This is a genomic window from Fictibacillus nanhaiensis (assembly GCF_049537595.1).
GTDB lineage: Bacteria > Bacillota > Bacilli > Bacillales > Fictibacillaceae > Fictibacillus > Fictibacillus nanhaiensis_F.
Genome location: NZ_JBMULM010000002.1, coordinates 758,251 through 773,379, shown reverse-complemented (window position 1 = coordinate 773,379; position 15,129 = coordinate 758,251). Strand labels below are relative to the sequence as shown.

Annotated in this window: 16 protein-coding genes; 5 read left to right on the top strand and 11 right to left on the bottom strand. The window is 39.5% G+C overall.

The window, feature by feature from the left end:
• Positions 1–43 precede the first annotated feature (43 nt).
• The 7 genes from ACOZ9X_RS15365 to ACOZ9X_RS15335 all read right to left on the bottom strand — a co-directional run bounded on the left by ACOZ9X_RS15365 (position 44) and on the right by ACOZ9X_RS15335 (position 7,903).
• A protein-coding gene (locus ACOZ9X_RS15365) for an IS3 family transposase (protein ID WP_423416476.1) occupies positions 44–1,365 on the bottom strand; the annotation gives its coding sequence in 2 pieces (ribosomal slippage) (positions 44–993 and positions 993–1,365; 1,323 coding nt in all).
• Between the two features lie 164 nt (positions 1,366–1,529).
• Entirely contained in the window at positions 1,530–2,513 is a 984-nt protein-coding gene (hpaD, locus tag ACOZ9X_RS15360; RefSeq protein ID WP_423418934.1) for a 3,4-dihydroxyphenylacetate 2,3-dioxygenase, read from the bottom strand.
• An 11-nt stretch (positions 2,514–2,524) separates the two neighbouring features.
• Positions 2,525–4,000, bottom strand: a complete 1,476-nt coding sequence (hpaB, locus tag ACOZ9X_RS15355; RefSeq protein ID WP_423418933.1) for a 4-hydroxyphenylacetate 3-monooxygenase, oxygenase component — start codon at positions 3,998–4,000, stop codon at positions 2,525–2,527.
• Between the two features lie 11 nt (positions 4,001–4,011).
• A complete protein-coding gene (hpaE, locus tag ACOZ9X_RS15350) occupies positions 4,012–5,526 on the bottom strand; it encodes a 5-carboxymethyl-2-hydroxymuconate semialdehyde dehydrogenase (RefSeq protein ID WP_423418932.1) in 1,515 nt (504 codons plus the stop codon).
• Entirely contained in the window at positions 5,510–6,301 is a 792-nt protein-coding gene (locus ACOZ9X_RS15345) for a fumarylacetoacetate hydrolase family protein (protein ID WP_423418931.1), read from the bottom strand. The genes hpaE and ACOZ9X_RS15345 overlap by 17 nt, the downstream gene beginning before the upstream one ends.
• Positions 6,302–7,225, bottom strand: coding sequence for a 2,4-dihydroxyhept-2-ene-1,7-dioic acid aldolase (gene hpaI / locus ACOZ9X_RS15340; RefSeq protein ID WP_423418930.1), 924 nt, complete (start codon positions 7,223–7,225; stop codon positions 6,302–6,304).
• Between the two features lie 24 nt (positions 7,226–7,249).
• Positions 7,250–7,903 carry a GntR family transcriptional regulator gene (locus tag ACOZ9X_RS15335; RefSeq protein ID WP_423418929.1) on the bottom strand — a complete coding sequence of 218 codons (654 nt, stop codon included), beginning with the start codon at positions 7,901–7,903 and terminating at the stop codon, positions 7,250–7,252.
• 212 nt (positions 7,904–8,115) lie between these two features.
• On the opposite strand from ACOZ9X_RS15335, the gene ACOZ9X_RS15330 reads away from it, so the two are divergent.
• Both ACOZ9X_RS15330 and cspD read left to right on the top strand, forming a co-directional pair.
• Positions 8,116–8,406: a late competence development ComFB family protein gene (locus ACOZ9X_RS15330; protein ID WP_144701298.1), complete on the top strand. Its 291-nt coding sequence runs from the start codon at positions 8,116–8,118 to the stop codon at positions 8,404–8,406.
• 260 nt (positions 8,407–8,666) lie between these two features.
• A complete protein-coding gene (gene cspD / locus ACOZ9X_RS15325; protein WP_066237152.1) occupies positions 8,667–8,867 on the top strand; it encodes a cold-shock protein CspD in 201 nt (66 codons plus the stop codon).
• 377 nt (positions 8,868–9,244) lie between these two features.
• On the opposite strand, the gene ACOZ9X_RS15320 is transcribed toward cspD, so the two are convergent.
• On the bottom strand, positions 9,245–10,108 hold the full coding sequence (locus ACOZ9X_RS15320; RefSeq protein ID WP_423418928.1) for a hypothetical protein: 864 nt from the start codon (positions 10,106–10,108) through the stop codon (positions 9,245–9,247).
• Positions 10,109–10,300: 192 nt separating this feature from the next.
• Here ACOZ9X_RS15320 and ACOZ9X_RS15315 point away from each other — a divergent pair, with 192 nt between their 5' ends.
• Positions 10,301–11,776 carry a methyl-accepting chemotaxis protein gene (locus ACOZ9X_RS15315; RefSeq protein ID WP_423418927.1) on the top strand — a complete coding sequence of 492 codons (1,476 nt, stop codon included), beginning with the start codon at positions 10,301–10,303 and terminating at the stop codon, positions 11,774–11,776.
• 61 nt (positions 11,777–11,837) lie between these two features.
• Positions 11,838–12,332: an NUDIX domain-containing protein gene (locus tag ACOZ9X_RS15310; protein ID WP_423418926.1), complete on the top strand. Its 495-nt coding sequence runs from the start codon at positions 11,838–11,840 to the stop codon at positions 12,330–12,332.
• Between the two features lie 28 nt (positions 12,333–12,360).
• Here ACOZ9X_RS15310 and ACOZ9X_RS15305 read toward each other — a convergent pair whose 3' ends face one another.
• Together ACOZ9X_RS15305 and ACOZ9X_RS15300 are read right to left on the bottom strand one after the other, a co-directional pair.
• The gene (locus ACOZ9X_RS15305; RefSeq protein ID WP_191753200.1) at positions 12,361–12,768 is read right to left on the bottom strand and encodes a collagen-like protein; all 408 of its coding nucleotides are present in this window, start codon (positions 12,766–12,768) and stop codon (positions 12,361–12,363) included.
• Between the two features lie 351 nt (positions 12,769–13,119).
• Positions 13,120–14,214: a TMEM14 family protein gene (locus ACOZ9X_RS15300; RefSeq protein ID WP_423418925.1), complete on the bottom strand. Its 1,095-nt coding sequence runs from the start codon at positions 14,212–14,214 to the stop codon at positions 13,120–13,122.
• Positions 14,215–14,313: 99 nt separating this feature from the next.
• Here ACOZ9X_RS15300 and ACOZ9X_RS15295 point away from each other — a divergent pair, with 99 nt between their 5' ends.
• Complete coding sequence (locus tag ACOZ9X_RS15295) at positions 14,314–14,649, top strand: toprim domain-containing protein (RefSeq protein ID WP_423418924.1); 336 nt, start codon at positions 14,314–14,316, stop codon at positions 14,647–14,649.
• 102 nt (positions 14,650–14,751) lie between these two features.
• Here the strand turns inward: ACOZ9X_RS15295 and ACOZ9X_RS15290 are convergent, their stop codons facing one another.
• Positions 14,752–15,126 (bottom strand): VOC family protein, encoded by a 375-nt coding sequence (locus ACOZ9X_RS15290; protein ID WP_423418923.1) that lies wholly within the window; start codon positions 15,124–15,126, stop codon positions 14,752–14,754.
• Positions 15,127–15,129 lie beyond the last annotated feature (3 nt).

The following is a 15,129-nucleotide window of genomic DNA, read 5'->3' as shown; positions in this document are numbered from 1 at the left end:
GTGAACTGTTCCCTTAAAATTAGACAGTTTATAAAAAGACCATTTAAGCAGCTATTAGATGACCTCGGAATTGTTCCGGGGTCATTCTGCTTAATGTCCATTGATATCTTTCTGTATTGTAATATTCTATGTATTCCTCTACTTTGTACCTTAATTCAGCGACCGTTTTACATTCGACATCTACTTCGTCTTTAAAGTGCCCAAAGAATGATTCCATAGGGGCGTTATCCAAACAATTCCCTCTCCTTGACATGGATTGTGTAAATCCTAATCCTTTTACTCGTTTTTGAAATTCAGGATGTGTGTAATGGAAACCTTGATCGGAATGAAGAATTGCACCAGGATAAACATTCCCGTCCAAAGAGTCCATTAATTTTTCTAGTGTTCGATAAACAATCCCCATGCTTAGTGATGTTGAAAGAGAGTACGCTAATATCTCTCTGGTTGTACTGTCTTTTACGCAAGATAAATAAACCTTTGAACTGTCCTCCAAATATAAATACGTAATATCTGTGAGTAAAGCCATTCCAGGTCTAGACTGGACAAAGTTTCGATTCAGGATGTTCGGGCACGTTCTATGTTCTTGTGTAGCCTTTGCTAATTTCCTATAAGGATTTTTCCTGCGTATTTTTGTTTCAAGATTAAATTTTGTTTTAATTCTATATATTTTTTTGAGATTCATTTTAACATCATAGATATTTTCTAGACGCATCTTTATTACGCGTCCGCCGAGCTTTTCTTTTTTACTGTCATGAATCTGCTTAATGAGTTGATAATCCTCTTGATCTTTTGTTTCTCGTTCAAGGCGCTTTGGCTCTGCTTTTAGCCAGGCATAATAGCTCTTTCGTTTTACACCAGCTATTTCACAGAGATGGGAGACATGGCGTTTAAGGTTGTGTTTTCGGATCGTTTCATTGATGAGCTGATACTTCTCAGATGTAGTTACTTCTTTTTCGCCTGCCTTTCTAGTTCCTTGAGCTTTTTTAAGAAGTCGATCTCCATTTCAAGGAAAGCATTTCGAGCTTCTGCTTTCTTTAATTTTTCTTCTAAGGTTGGTTCCTTCGAAGAAGGACGTCCTGTACTGCCTTTTCCACGACGCTCCGTGTAAAATCCATCCTCACCATGCGCTTCAAACGAGTACCTCCAGCGTTTTAAACAAGCTTGTGGTTTATCGACTCCAATCATCTCGATATCAAAACCATGATCTATAAAAATTTCCATTGGTAATTTTCCTTGTAAATATTCTTTTACAGCTTGAACCTTAAACTCGGGTTTATAGCTGATAGAACGATCTGAAACATGGCTTACATTTGGATTGTTTTCAAGTTGTTTTCTTTGAAGTTCGTTATAGATAATTTTACTCAATGTGGATTCCCCGTTCTCCCTGTTTGGTTTGATTATAACGGGTTTCTTGTTAAAGAACACAAAAAATCCCGAATAACGGACTTTTTATAAGTGTCCATTATTCGGGATACAGTTCAAAGCAGGACCGGCTTCAATTATTTCACTTCTCTATACAAACCCCAATATCAAGTCACAAAATCAGGCTTACGCTGGGCTAAAGTCGGACTTTTCAGCTCTACGGGCTCTCCTTTTTCAAGACTCAAAAAGGAAGTTGCCTCGTTAAACCAGCTGTCAGGAGCTTTATGTCCCCAAAACGTCTGACGTCTTGGATCGTTAATGTCCCACTTGATCGGTTTAAAGTCTGGATCACTTGTCAAATAATCCCCATTATATAATTCTATTCTGTTTCCATCAGGGTCACGCACGTATAAAAAGAATGCGTTTGATAAGCCGTGACGTCCTGGTCCGCGCTCGATGTTATCTGCATAACCCATGCTCGCCATCACGTCACAGCAATGGATCAAACTCATCGGATCAGATAACCAAAAACCAACGTGATGGAGGCGAGGACCTTCTCCGTTCATAAAAGCAACATCATGAACGGTCGGTTTCCGGTGCAGCCATGCTGCCCATGTTCGATCGTCTTCTGTTGCCGTATATTCTGAAACTCTAAATCCGAGTTCATCTGTATAAAACTGAACTGCCGCTTCCACATCTGGAACCATGCAATTGATATGATCAATACGTTGAACACGTGCACCACGGTAAAGATCATATTTTTGAATGCAGCGCTCAACACTTTCCATCTCCACAAAAAACTCAAGCGGAATGCCTGAAGGGTCTTCCACACATAGTGTTTTCCCTATTCCAACTTTAGAGTCTGCATCTTTCCATAACACTTTAGTTCCTTTACCTTTAAAAAAGGATTCCAGCTCATTCAAGTGGCTGTCTTCCCACACTTTGTAGCTCACGACATGAACACCAGGCTTATCTGCTTTTTTCAACAACAAGCTGTGATGGGAGTGTTCTTCTAGGCCGCGTAATGCCATCCATTCTGAAGTCGCAGCCGTTTCGATAAAACCTAGAGCGTTTACATAAAAATCACGGGAAGCATGGAGGTCGGTGACGTTCATGACAACACGCGCGATTCGTATAATGTTAAAATCCATGACGACTCCTCCTATACACTACTGTAGTTATGACTTTTGGAATTCACGCGCTGCAGAAAATCTTTCACCATCGCTTTATAAGGCTCTTTGTTAAATTGATCATAATAAATGTTCGACATACGCGCCGGATCTCCAAAGAAGTAGTACTCATACAGCGCTTGACGGCCGCCGAACGTACTGATGGAAATGTCCCATGCTAATCGGAACAGTTGGGTACGCTCATAACCATCAATGTTGGCTCCTTGTGTATAACGATGAACAAGTTCACCGATGTCGTCTGCATTAAAATCCGCTTCTGTCGGAATCCCCATCAAACCTGATGCCCCAAGTATCTTTACAATTTCAACAATGCGCTGATACATTTTCGGGTACCAGTTACGAGCTGCGTTCAGCGGTGCAAAGTCTGGTGTCATGTTTCCATACTTATCGATTGAAGCGTTGTGCTCTGCACGGTAAAGGTGAGAACGCATCGTTTCAAGAATCAGCATGACTTCTGATGCTTTCTCTTTAACATGCGGAAACACATCAATGCCGATTGACTCCATCATATTTAAGATGACGCCAAGTACAAATTCAGTTTTTACCGTATTCTTTGCGATTACTTGATGCGCCATATGAACGATTGCATTCGTCTCCACATACGTACGGTTACAAATATCAGAGCTGCCGCTTACGAAAACGCGCTCCCACGGTACAAGTACATTATCAAAAACGACGATTGCATCACTCTCCTCGAATCGAGAGCTAAGCGGATGATCCCACTGACTTCGACCCGTATCAAAGGATTCACGACATAGGAACTTTAAACCTTCTGTATTGTTCGGGATAGCAAATGCCATCGCATAAGGATCATCTTCAGAAGAAGCTTTGTTCAGCGTCGATGGGAACACAACGATCTCATCTGTTACACCACCGAGTGTTGCCAACAATCTTGCTCCTTTTATTACAATACCGTCTTTATTCTTTTCAACAATGCGAGCTGATAAATATGGATCTTTTTGCTCAGACTGCTTTTTCGACCGGTTCGTCTGCGGATGAATGAGCGTATGCGTTAAGCTGATGTCATTTTCTCGGCAATAGTCATAATACTTTCTTGCATTTTCTGCAAACATCGGATCGTTTTGCGCAAAAAAATTACCAGACGTACCAAATGCCATGACGCTCGTATTCAAATAATCAGGCGTACGCCCCATCATTCCGCCTGTGTAGCCCGCCCATTCTGAAATCATCTCACGACGGCGGATGAGATCGTCTACCGTTTTAGGCGCAATAAAGGAAAGACCTACTTTGTCACCCGTCTGTTCAGAGGTATAGAGCATCTTGTCTGCTTTTTCGTGCTGGAGGTCATACAGGTTAGCAATGGACCTTACAATGTTTCGAAATGCCGGATGAGAAGGAACATCATCTACTTTCTCACCATGAATCCAAACGTTATTCTTAGCCTTTGAAATCCCTTGAATATACTGTTCCCCCGTGCGTGCAGGCAAAGAAATCCCTCCTAATGTTTCGCTTCGGTTTGAAGCGACTGTTTTTTCTTTCCGAACTGCTGAATGTGATGATCTGCAAGTGCAACGTGCACGACTTTCATCTCAGTGTAAAACTCAAACGCATAGTGTCCACCTTCACGGCCGATACCTGAATTTTTCGAGCCACCAAACGGAATACGTAGATCACGTACGTTCTGTGAATTTACCCAGAGCATACCGGCTTCAACGGCATTTGCGACGCGAAGACCTTTTTTCATGTCGTTTGTCCACACATAGCCTGCGAGACCGTACTTAATATCATTTGCGTACTCGATCACTTCTTGTTCATCTTTAAACGTCATAACAGATAAAACGGGACCGAATATTTCTTCTTGCGCCACCGTCATGTCATTTTTTACGTTTAATAAAAGGGTCGGAGCTACAAAATTCCCTTTTTTGTGAGATTCAGAGAGTGCTTGGGTGTATACTTCTGCACCTTCGTCTTTTGCAATCTGTAAATATCTATTCACATTTTCATAGTGTTCTGTATGAATTAGAGGACCGACTTCTGTATGTGGATCAGATGGATCACCAACGATAATGTTATCCACCCTCTCCTTTAAACGAGCTACGAACTCATCTTTAATTGATTCTTGAAGAAACAAACGAGAATTCGCTGTACACCTTTCTCCGTTAAAAGAGAAGATGCCCCATACACAAGCGTCTAGCGCACGCTCAAAGTCACAGTCGTCAAATACGATGATCGGTGACTTTCCGCCAAGTTCCATAGAAAAGCGTTTCAATGAAGCAGCACCGTTTCTCATAATCTCCGAACCTGTCTTCGTCTCTCCAGTAAACGAGATGAGCTGCACATCATCATGTGCAACAAGCGATGCACCCGCTGTTTCACCAAAGCCATGAACGACGTTAAAGACGCCTGCTGGTAGTCCAGCTTCATCCACAAGCTCTGCTAGTTTATTAGCAGTTAAAGGCGACCATTCAGCTGGTTTTAGTATGACCGTGTTTCCCGTTGCAAGTGCAGGTGCGATTTTCCATGTTTCAAGCATGAACGGCGCATTCCATGGTGTAATGAGTCCTGCAACACCTACAGGCTTTTGAATCGTATAGTTCATGAACTCATCATCCACATGATAAGCTTCACCAGACATACGGTTCTTTACCATCTCGGCATAAAATCTAAAGTTATCCGCTGCACGTCCTACCATCTTTCGTGTTTGAGCTATAGGAAGTCCCGTATCATAGGATTCTAACAACGCAATCTCTTCTACATCACGATCAATCAGTTCTGCAATCTTATAGATGTATTGAAGACGCTTTTCTTGCTTTATCTTTCCCCAAGGCCCTTGTTTAAAGGCTTTCTTTGCAGCAGATGCAGCTCTATTAATATCTTCGATCGTTCCTTCACTAACCGTATTGATCTTCTCATTTGTAAATGGATTAATGTTTACAAAAAGATCTCCTTTTTGCCCTGATACAAACTGACCATCTATATAGTGGTGAACCAATTCTCTAATTTCCGGTTTCATGGTCCTTCCCTCCAGTTGGAACTTTTTCTGTACGACCATCAACAATCGTATTCTCTAAAGAACCTAAGTAATCTATTTCAAGTCTGACCACATCACCAGGATGCACATGTGATATTCCTTTTGGTGTACCCGTCCAGATCACATCATTTGGTTCAAGTGTCATGAATGAAGAAACAAACTCAATGATCTCAGGGATTGAATACATCAAATCTTTTGTGTTTCCCTGCTGTCTTAACTCACCGTTGACGTATGTGCGAAGTTCAAGGTTTGTCACATCCGGAATGTCAGCAGCATCTACATAATAAGGACCCATCGGACCAAACGTGTCGTGCCCTTTTGCTCGAACCGGCGGTCGGTACCAGTTGTTCACAAAGTCACGTACTGTAACATCATTCGCGATTGTGTAACCGCTTACAAAATCCATCGCCTCTTCAGCTTTTATGTTTCTTCCCTCTTTACCGATGACGACGGCAAGTTCATTTTCATAGTGCATGTATGTTGCACCGTCTGGATAGAACACTTGGCCTTTGTGACCTACTAATGATGAATTTGGCTTTATAAAAAGTACTGGCTCAGCTGGTTTTTCAAGCCCTAGCTCATCTGCATGATCGGCATAATTAAGTGCTAGCCCGATCATTTTATTTGGCGTAAAGGGAGGTAGCCACGTTTTGATCTCGCTCACATTAGCTGATTTCCCTGATGAAAATGTGATTACATCGTCCACTACCGTTCCTTTTTGTTCTCTTCCTTCAAAAATAACGCGAGCATGCTTCATTTATACTTCACTCCCTATTTTTTCTACTAACCCATAATCAGCAAGAACAGCTCTTATCTCTTTTTGCAGAGAATCTGCCGGCAAGTCCATTGGCAACCTTAATGTCGGATTGATCTTACCCATCATACCTAACGCAGCTTTTAGTGGAGCAGGATTCGTATCTTTAAAAAGAACATCATTTAAAGGCATCAAATCATAATGAAGCTTTAATGCTTCTTCTACATTTCCAGAATCCCATGCGTTGTATACTTCTGCCACTTTAGACGGCAATACGTTTGCTGTTGCAGATATATATCCTGCCCCACCGATCGCAAGCATCGGATAGCAAAGCAGTTCTATTCCCGAATACAGCAAAAAGTCACGTCCACAGTTTAAAAGTACACGGTTAATGTGTTCAAAATCTTTATTAGATTCCTTTACTCCGATAATGTTTGGACAGTCTTCATTAAGTCGCGCTAGCGTCTTAACTTCTAAATTTACGGCTGTTCTGCCTGGGATGTTATAAATGATTAATGGGATGTCTACTGAATCTGCGATGAGTTTAAAATGTTTGTAAAGTGCGTGTTGTGAGGGCTTATTGTAGTAAGGGACGATGACCATAGCGGCATCTGCTCCCATTTCTTGAGCTAATTTCGTTAAGTGAAGAGACTCTTGATGATTGGTCGATCCAGTTCCCGGAACGATAGGTACGCGCTTGTTTACAGCTTTGATCGCTGTTTCCATTACAAGCTCGCGTTCTTTTAAAGTCAGCGAAGAAGGTTCTCCTGTCGTTCCGGTAACAGAGATACCATGACTTCCAGACTGGATGTGCCAGTCTATCAAACTTTTAAGTGTTTCAAGATCTAACGATTCATCTTCATTAAAAGGGGTGATGATCGGAGCGATTGATCCTCTTAGAGATTTCTTTACTTCTTCTACCTTCATACTTTCATCTCCTCAAATAGAATTTTATTTGGTATCCTCCAGAAAAGCTTTGAGTGTATTCAATTTATGATTTCTCGTAAATGCCTCTATTATTTTTGGTTCTTCTCTTCTTTCCATCATCTCGATTAGTTGATAGTGTTCAGCAACTGATCGCTTCATTCGAGCAGGTTTCATTGTTGATCCCTGCTGACGAACAGTCCCCAGCCTTTCCCAAGTTGTATGAATCTGTTCTAACAGAAATTGATTGGTGCAATATTTGTAAGTGAGTTTATGAAATTCTTTGTTGTAATTGGAGAAAAGAGAATAATCAAGTTGTTCAAGTGCATCTTCCATAAGCTTCGTATACACTCTTAAACCTTCAAGGTTTTCGTGAGGAAAGTGTATTGATGATTCTGCAGTCGCAAAACCTTCTAATACGGCTAGAACGGATAAAGTTTCTAAATATGCTTGTTCATCAAAGGGGGTGACAATCGCTCCTGAGTAAGGCTTAAACGAGATTAGAGAATCCGCTTCAAGCAACCTGATCGCTTCACGAACGGGAATTGCACTTGTTTGGAGCTCTCTAGCCAGTTGGTCAATAACAAGCTTGTGACCTGGTGGATACCTGCCATCTAAGATACGGGAACGGATGACTTGATAAGCATACTGCTGTTTGTTTGTTTTATGTGTAGTCTTCATATTCCTATGTTAATCTCAAATCATATATGATTTCAAGTTAATTTTCAGAAAAATCATATATTATTGTTAATTTAGTAACAAAGTAATAGACTTTCAAAACCATAAAAATAACTATAGTTAAATAGTCTTGTTACTTGCAGTAAAAGTTTACATATGTAGTAAGAATAAGCTATTCTATACATATAGATTGTGTATAAAGGGGTAAATAGCCCATGAATGTAAAAAACGCCATGGAAATTCTAGTAGAAGAAGCACTAAAGAATTATTGGGGACAACTTCAGCTTCCTTGTAAATGTGAGATTTGTAAAGCTGATGTGTTCGCGATCACACTCAACAATTTACCACCTCGTTATGTATCAAATGAAGATGGCTATGCTTTTGTCAAAGCACAAAACTTTGATGATCAATCCAGAGTCAACATCTTAAACCAGATTGTAAAAGCTACAGGTATTGTAGCAACTCGACCATCACACGATTTAAAACCATCTCCTGCTAGCGAATAGAAGGCAGATGGTTTTTATTTTTGTACGTCTGCATCGCACAAAATTGATCATTAAACCTATAACATTCAGTTGATAATTACATATGTAAAAATATCCTGACTCTTTATTCCTATTTTTCAGAAAAGTTCCTTGCGAGAGCTTTTTTCTTGTGATATATTTGTGACAACCATTCAGTACTGGATTACATCTTAACTTAAGAGTTTGAAAGTGGTTTGGTAATTACAGAGCACAAAAGTGCAAACGTTCTAGGAGGCATTCACATGCAAACAGGTAAAGTAAAATGGTTTAACGCTGAAAAAGGTTTTGGATTCATCGAAGTTGAAGGTGGAGACGACGTATTCGTACACTTCTCTGCAATTCAATCAGAAGGATTTAAATCACTTGACGAAGGTCAAGAAGTAGAATTTGAAATTGTTGACGGAGCTCGCGGACCACAAGCAGCTAACGTAACTAAAAAATAAGTTCAGCCTATATATAAAGACCCGGCAGTTGCTGCCGGGTCTTTTCTATGTAAAATGACAAATGAAGAGGCTCCCTACCCAGGCAGCCTAGTCCTTTAAACCAACTTTCATTTTATACTTTTGAATTTTACCTAATATGTCTTTCTTGTCTTCCTGCGAAAAGATTCCAAGCTTGTGTAGGATTATCGTGTATTGCTGCAACTTAAACAATGAACTCTCTTTATACCACATAACGATCACCTATCTTTCCTTAAGGAAACTTTTTAAACCTTTGTAAATATTATATGCCATCTGCTACATTTATGATAATCATTTGTTCTCCCTTTTCAAGTTGTATCCAAATAAAAAAACGCACCTAAAGGGTACGCTTATTTAAACTATTTGGTTTGAAGAGTAGAAAGCATGGCCCAGATGGCTTGTTCCCATTTATCCGCATTCTTATGTTCAGGCAGGTTCACCGTATATTTAACTTGATCTCCGTTATTTAAGTCTTGGATAACAATATATTTTTTGTAAGAATCTTTTGAAGCAGTAATAAATAACGAAGTCTTTTCAAATGCCTCTCCAGCGACATCTTTTCCATTAACTTCACTTACTTCCCCGATTGCTTCAAGTTCATCCTTTGCCCATTCTTTTAGATCATCAATAGAAGATTCTTCTGACAAAGGCTCTATTCTAACAAATGTCTCAGCAAATTTGGTCGCAAACAATAAATCTTTTCTTGGCTCTTCTGCTGTAAATTCAAAATCTGGCAGTTTATAAAAATGGTATTCAAGTTCACTCTCTGTTAATACCGCGTCCTCTTCAATTGTAACTCCACCCGCTATGTAAGTGAGTTTTTTTGTTGGAGCTGCCTCTGGCGCACTTTCTTCAGTAATTTGCTCAAGTACCCATTGTCCCTCGTTATTCTTCTTGTAGATGATGTTAACTTTTGAACCATCCTTCAAACTTTCGACAACTTCCCTAACTTCGTCTGTTAGTCGAAGAACTAATGTTTCCCCTGCTGCTTCTACCTCGATAGAATTATTGTCAATCATACCAATATACGTTCCTTCTTCTTCAATAGATGACACTTCTTCGTTAACAGGTTCTTCTTTTTCCGCTTCTTTCTTTTCATCTTCAGTTGGAGAAGATTCGTTTGTTTTCGGTGCTAGTTCTTCTTTCGTATTGGTGCTTTTCGGTTCGCTGCTACAAGCGGCAAGCAAAAGTATGATAGCAAATAGCCAAGTCATCTTTTTCATGGTTAATCACCTCGAATTAAAAGTTTAATAACAAAAAAATCCATCTAGTTTTCAGTTCTTATTAAAAAGTGTTCACGATTACAATATGCCTTGTAACAACTAAACAAAATTTGGAAAACAGCTTAAATGCGCATAGAATCCTGACGATATAAAAAACAGTACTTATACATTTTAAAACGGAGATGACGAAATTTGAATCCATCATTTGCCTCAAATTTACAAACGAACAAACTGGTTACCAAAATGCTGTGGGGTATGTATTTTCTCGGTCTAGCAAGTACGTATGCTAGTACAAAAACCGTTAATAGTGTCATGTTTTATGGTATTGCTGGACTCGCAATCCTTTTATCACTCTCGATTTGGACGTACCGAAAGTGGGCTCCCTTCGCTGTTCAATATTTTGTTGTTATCGGCTTAACGATACTGACTGTTATCATGGCAGATTCAAACCCGAAGATTTCTACTTACCTGATGACTTATGTATGCCTGGCAGTCATCACGTTGTATCATAACTACCTTTCAATCTTACTATCGGGTATTAGTGGATTATTATTAACCAATTTCTTCTTTTTTCAATACAAAGAGACGATGTTTGCCGGACAAGACCCAAAGATTATTATCTCATTAAACGTTTTCTTAACTGTTATAACTGCTGCTCTAGTGGCACAAGCAAGAATAGGTCAGCGTATGCATGAAAATATTTTGATCGCAGAAAAACAATCAGAGCAAGATAAGATTAAATTGGAAAATTTGTTGAGTAAAATTAAAGATGCATCAGAAAACCTTCATCACTTTAGTCAGTCTGTAAAGGAAAACGTTACACGAACAGGTGAGATTTCAAGCAACATTACGTACGCTTTTACTGAAGTAGCAAAAGGTGTAGAATCTCAGGCTGTCAGTGTAGGTGGAATGAATCAATCTGTCACAAGCACCAACGACGTAGCAAAAGGTCTTTATCAGCACTCAAATGATATGAGAAAGCTTTCAGAGAAAACAGCGATCGTGACAAAAGCAGGTGAAAATCAAGTAATAGAACTTTCTTTGAAGATGAAAGAAGTAAGTGAGCTCATGCAGCAAACGAACACTCTAATGTACGAATTAAATCAGCAAAGTGAATCAATAGAAGGAATCTTAACGACAATAGAAGAAATTTCTTCTCAAACGAATCTGCTTGCATTGAATGCTGCGATTGAAGCAGCGCGAGCCGGAGATCAAGGTAGAGGGTTTGCTGTTGTGGCGGACGAGGTTCGACGCCTTGCAGAGGATTCTCAACACTCTACAAAGCAGATCGGTACAATCCTTGGAGAAATTCGTAACAAAGCTAAACAAGCCGCTCAATTTGTAGATGGTTCACAAGGGGTTGTCACATCCAGTCTGCAAGCGACAGAGAAAACAGCAGACAACTTCAGTCAAATATTAGAGAATACCGATCAAGTGGCTGCACAATCATCTGAAGTTCAAGAATTAATTAATCAGCTGTATGAATCAACCGAATATATTGTTGGAGAAATTCATTCTGTTTCTGGAATTGCTGAAACATCCAGTGGTTCTGTTGAAGAAGTTCTTGCATCTGTAGAAGAGCAGCATAGATGCGTAGAAGAAGTGGTTGATAGTTTCAACAAGTTCGAAGCGTTAACCTCAGAACTAAATGAACTAGTAAAAGAATAATAATGCTACAATACCTTTTTATGCGTAATGAAAAGGTATTTTTTCTGAGGGAGTCTATAAGATGCATAAACACAGAGGAATCTATTGTATTTGTTTTAACAAATCTGGAGAACTGCTCGTTATCGAAAAGAACGGTGGTCCTTATAAAAATCGATTCGATCTTCCTGGAGGCACGCCAAACGATGGTGAATCAGAATACGAAACGGTTATTCGTGAAGTTCTAGAAGAGACTGGCTATATGGTACTAAAAGGTATGAAACTAGGTGAACGCTGTTATGAACTTCCTTGGAACTATAAGGAATGGACCCGCTCACAACATTCAGCAGTTTTCTTTGATTGCAGGATAGACATTCATTCCCAAGCAGCTATAGCGGATATTCCTGATCAAGATTCTAGCGGAGCAAGGTGGATTCCCATTAAAGATCTAAAGAAGGATTGGTGCTCTCCTCTTGTATGGGAAGCAGCGCAGTATGCTTTGACCAAAAGCATTCCGTCTGAAATGAAAACATATGAAACATGGCGTGTACAAAACATACCACTATATCCAATAGCATAAAAAAACAACCGCACAAAGGCGGCTGTTTCTAGTAACAATAAAAGGAACTGATTTGGCGTGTATCCATACCAAAATAGATCCATCTATTGCCGGTCCAGCGAAATCCTGCAACCGATCTTCTTCCTGCAAAAGTAAGCCATGCCCAGAATCCTGGTCCCCATGTTGGCCAGATATAGACATATTGGTACAAACAAGGTCTGATTGCGCCTGGATCTACAGCATAGACTCCTGGCTGACTTCCTCCGCCGCCCCCACCTTGCAAACTAAAACCTTGCGCTTGGGATGGTGTAAATGATGGAGGTGCTGATGTTGGTGCCATTCCACCGCCACCACCGCCGCCTGGGGGTCCGCCTGGAGGGCCACCTGGTGGGCCAAACCCTTGCCCTCCGCCTTGACCGCCGCCTTGACCCGGAAAAGGTGGAAAACTTCTATTCATGCTCAATACGTTCAACTCCTATAAAATTGTTTTCGGTTCATCTTATTCATATCGTGATGAAACGTATAGACAAGTAACCCGTATTACTATAAAAGGATTGCTTCATGCTGATTTCGGGTATATTACTTGAAACAACTATGATTTTTATAGGAGGATGAATATGGGACGTATAAAAAAAGGTATTAAAGGGATGGCGGTTGCTTTTCTAATCAAACAAGGTAAAAAAAGGTTATTGCCAATCATTAAAAGAAAATTAAAAAGCAGATAATGATAAAGAACTCCTTATTCGTAAGGAGTTCTTTTTGCTTGAATACACATATAGCTTCTAATACTAAATGAGAATCAAACCGCTCAGCGCTTTAAATTTATGAACTCTTCTCTTAAAAAACGCACCTCAAACTCGATAAGGGATTCCCCTGTTTCCTCCTCAAACAAACGATAAAAATTCTTATGTTTATTAAGCAATAAGGATTTAATTTTAGATTGATTCCCGTCCCTTACCAATTGGTCAATGGCATAATAGCTTTGTCTGTATGGACGGTGACTCGATTTTCTCCGATTTTCATATGCCCAATCCTTTACGGAGTGAAGCCTTGTGAAGGGAATGAAGTTTAGAAGTACAAAGATCGGCACCTCTCTTACACTCTGTTTCCCAGCATATTCTGCAATCCCCTCTTCAAACCATCTAGGCAGATGTCTATTATCCAGTTTATTTTCTAACAAATAACTAACAATCCAATGATGTGTATATTCATGTCCGACCAACTCTAGAAATTTATCAGAATTCTCATCCATGTCGTTAGTAACAAGCAGGTGGATGGTTTCTTGAGCAGGTACGTACAATCCTTGCAAGTTTTCATAAGCATGAAACGGCATATGTTGTTGAAAGATTAAAGGGTTTCGATAGAGGATGAGGGTTACAGGAAGGGCGTCATGAACATCAATCCATTCGTTGTGATAAGACTGCATCTTACGGATATGACGAATCGCAGATACTGCTAATTTCTCGTCTTGTGGTTCATAGAAAACCGAAGCGTTCTTCTCATTCATATTTTCTAGCGTTTTTAAAAAGGATACTCTTTCAAAGATTCTATCCTTTTCTACTAACATCGCTTCCAAATAAAATTGATTTTTTACTCTCGGAGATAAAGAGTGTGGCAAAGAGGTTTCGAGCGCGTAATTGCCTACAGATAATAAAGCTGTAGAGAATGCTGTAAGAGTAATAACCATGAGGTTCGGCTGTATCCTTTTCATTACAAGCGTTTCTTTTCTCCCTATTACAAATCTAATGAATCGTATGCTAAATAAGAAAAAGCATACAAGAAGAATGAACACCCCGATCAGTAACCCTTCAATATCTCCTAACAACAAGTACAATCCATAAATACTAATAAGGGAAAAGAAGCTAAGAGAAAAAGTTCTTACAAGGATAATTAGCTTCTTCACAGTTTACACTCCCTTTGTCCAATAATTTTTTAGAAGTCGTACTATTATCGATATGCCCTCCATAAAATGTTAATGAATCTTAGTTTTACAGGAGGCGCTATGACCGGATACATTGTTGAAGGCAAAAGTGATCAACTGAGAGTACAAAGTGTTCATCCTCACGCCCATTTTGTCATTTTAAATGGCATTTCATTTCGGCATAAAGAACGAAGAGCGATTGAAGAAGCATTAATTCTTTGTGATGAAGTTTACGTATTAACTGATCCAGATGAGCCTGGTGACAAGATCGCTTTAAAGATCATGGAAACATATCCTGAGATCAAACGAATTCATATTGATCCGGAGAAAGCTAGAAATGTTAGAGAAAGTCGCTACAAGTATGGTGTAGAATACTGTTCAAACCAATATTTAAAAGAGACACTGCCAGGAATCTAAATCTCATTCATAGACTTCTTTATTGCTGTAACATCACCTTCTTCCAATCATGACTCTTTACAAAGAAACAAAAAAAGACTGCAATTCATGCAGTCTTCATTTCTATTTACTCTCAAAAAATTCAAGTGATTCTTCATCTGGTCCGAAAAAGAAGAAGTATTTTCCGTTTGGAAGCTCTGTGATTTCTTTATCTTTCATAACTACATCTTTTTTCTGCAACAACTCATACTGCTCTTCAATATTCTTTACAGAAAATGCAATGTGATGAACCTTCCCCTCATTCGTAACTTGCCCTGTATAACCAGCGATCAACTCAACAAGCACTTTTCCTTCTACTCCTAAGAATGCTAACTCAACGGGCACGCTTGTATGATCGAAACGATCTAATAGATCTAAACCGAGTACCTCGGTATAAAATTTGATAGAGTTCTCCATGTTAGAAACCATAATTCCAGTATGTTCAATTCCAGTAATCATGCT

Excerpts from the sequence above, each read along its gene's own strand:
- hpaE (WP_423418932.1), bottom strand. The coding sequence starts at position 5,526 with ATGAAACCGGAAATTAGAGAATTGGTTCACCACTATATAGATGGTCAG.
- ACOZ9X_RS15310 (WP_423418926.1), top strand. The coding sequence starts at position 11,838 with ATGCATAAACACAGAGGAATCTATTGTATTTGTTTTAACAAATCTGGA.
- hpaD (WP_423418934.1), bottom strand. The coding sequence starts at position 2,513 with ATGGATTTTAACATTATACGAATCGCGCGTGTTGTCATGAACGTCACC.
- ACOZ9X_RS15305 (WP_191753200.1), bottom strand. The coding sequence starts at position 12,768 with ATGAATAGAAGTTTTCCACCTTTTCCGGGTCAAGGCGGCGGTCAAGGC.
- ACOZ9X_RS15345 (WP_423418931.1), bottom strand. The coding sequence starts at position 6,301 with ATGAAGCATGCTCGCGTTATTTTTGAAGGAAGAGAACAAAAAGGAACG.
- ACOZ9X_RS15290 (WP_423418923.1), bottom strand. The coding sequence starts at position 15,126 with ATGATTACTGGAATTGAACATACTGGAATTATGGTTTCTAACATGGAG.
- hpaI (WP_423418930.1), bottom strand. The coding sequence starts at position 7,225 with ATGAAGGTAGAAGAAGTAAAGAAATCTCTAAGAGGATCAATCGCTCCG.
- ACOZ9X_RS15320 (WP_423418928.1), bottom strand. The coding sequence starts at position 10,108 with ATGAAAAAGATGACTTGGCTATTTGCTATCATACTTTTGCTTGCCGCT.
- ACOZ9X_RS15335 (WP_423418929.1), bottom strand. The coding sequence starts at position 7,903 with ATGAAGACTACACATAAAACAAACAAACAGCAGTATGCTTATCAAGTC.
- ACOZ9X_RS15330 (WP_144701298.1), top strand. The coding sequence starts at position 8,116 with ATGAATGTAAAAAACGCCATGGAAATTCTAGTAGAAGAAGCACTAAAG.
- ACOZ9X_RS15295 (WP_423418924.1), top strand. The coding sequence starts at position 14,314 with ATGACCGGATACATTGTTGAAGGCAAAAGTGATCAACTGAGAGTACAA.
- cspD (WP_066237152.1), top strand. The coding sequence starts at position 8,667 with ATGCAAACAGGTAAAGTAAAATGGTTTAACGCTGAAAAAGGTTTTGGA.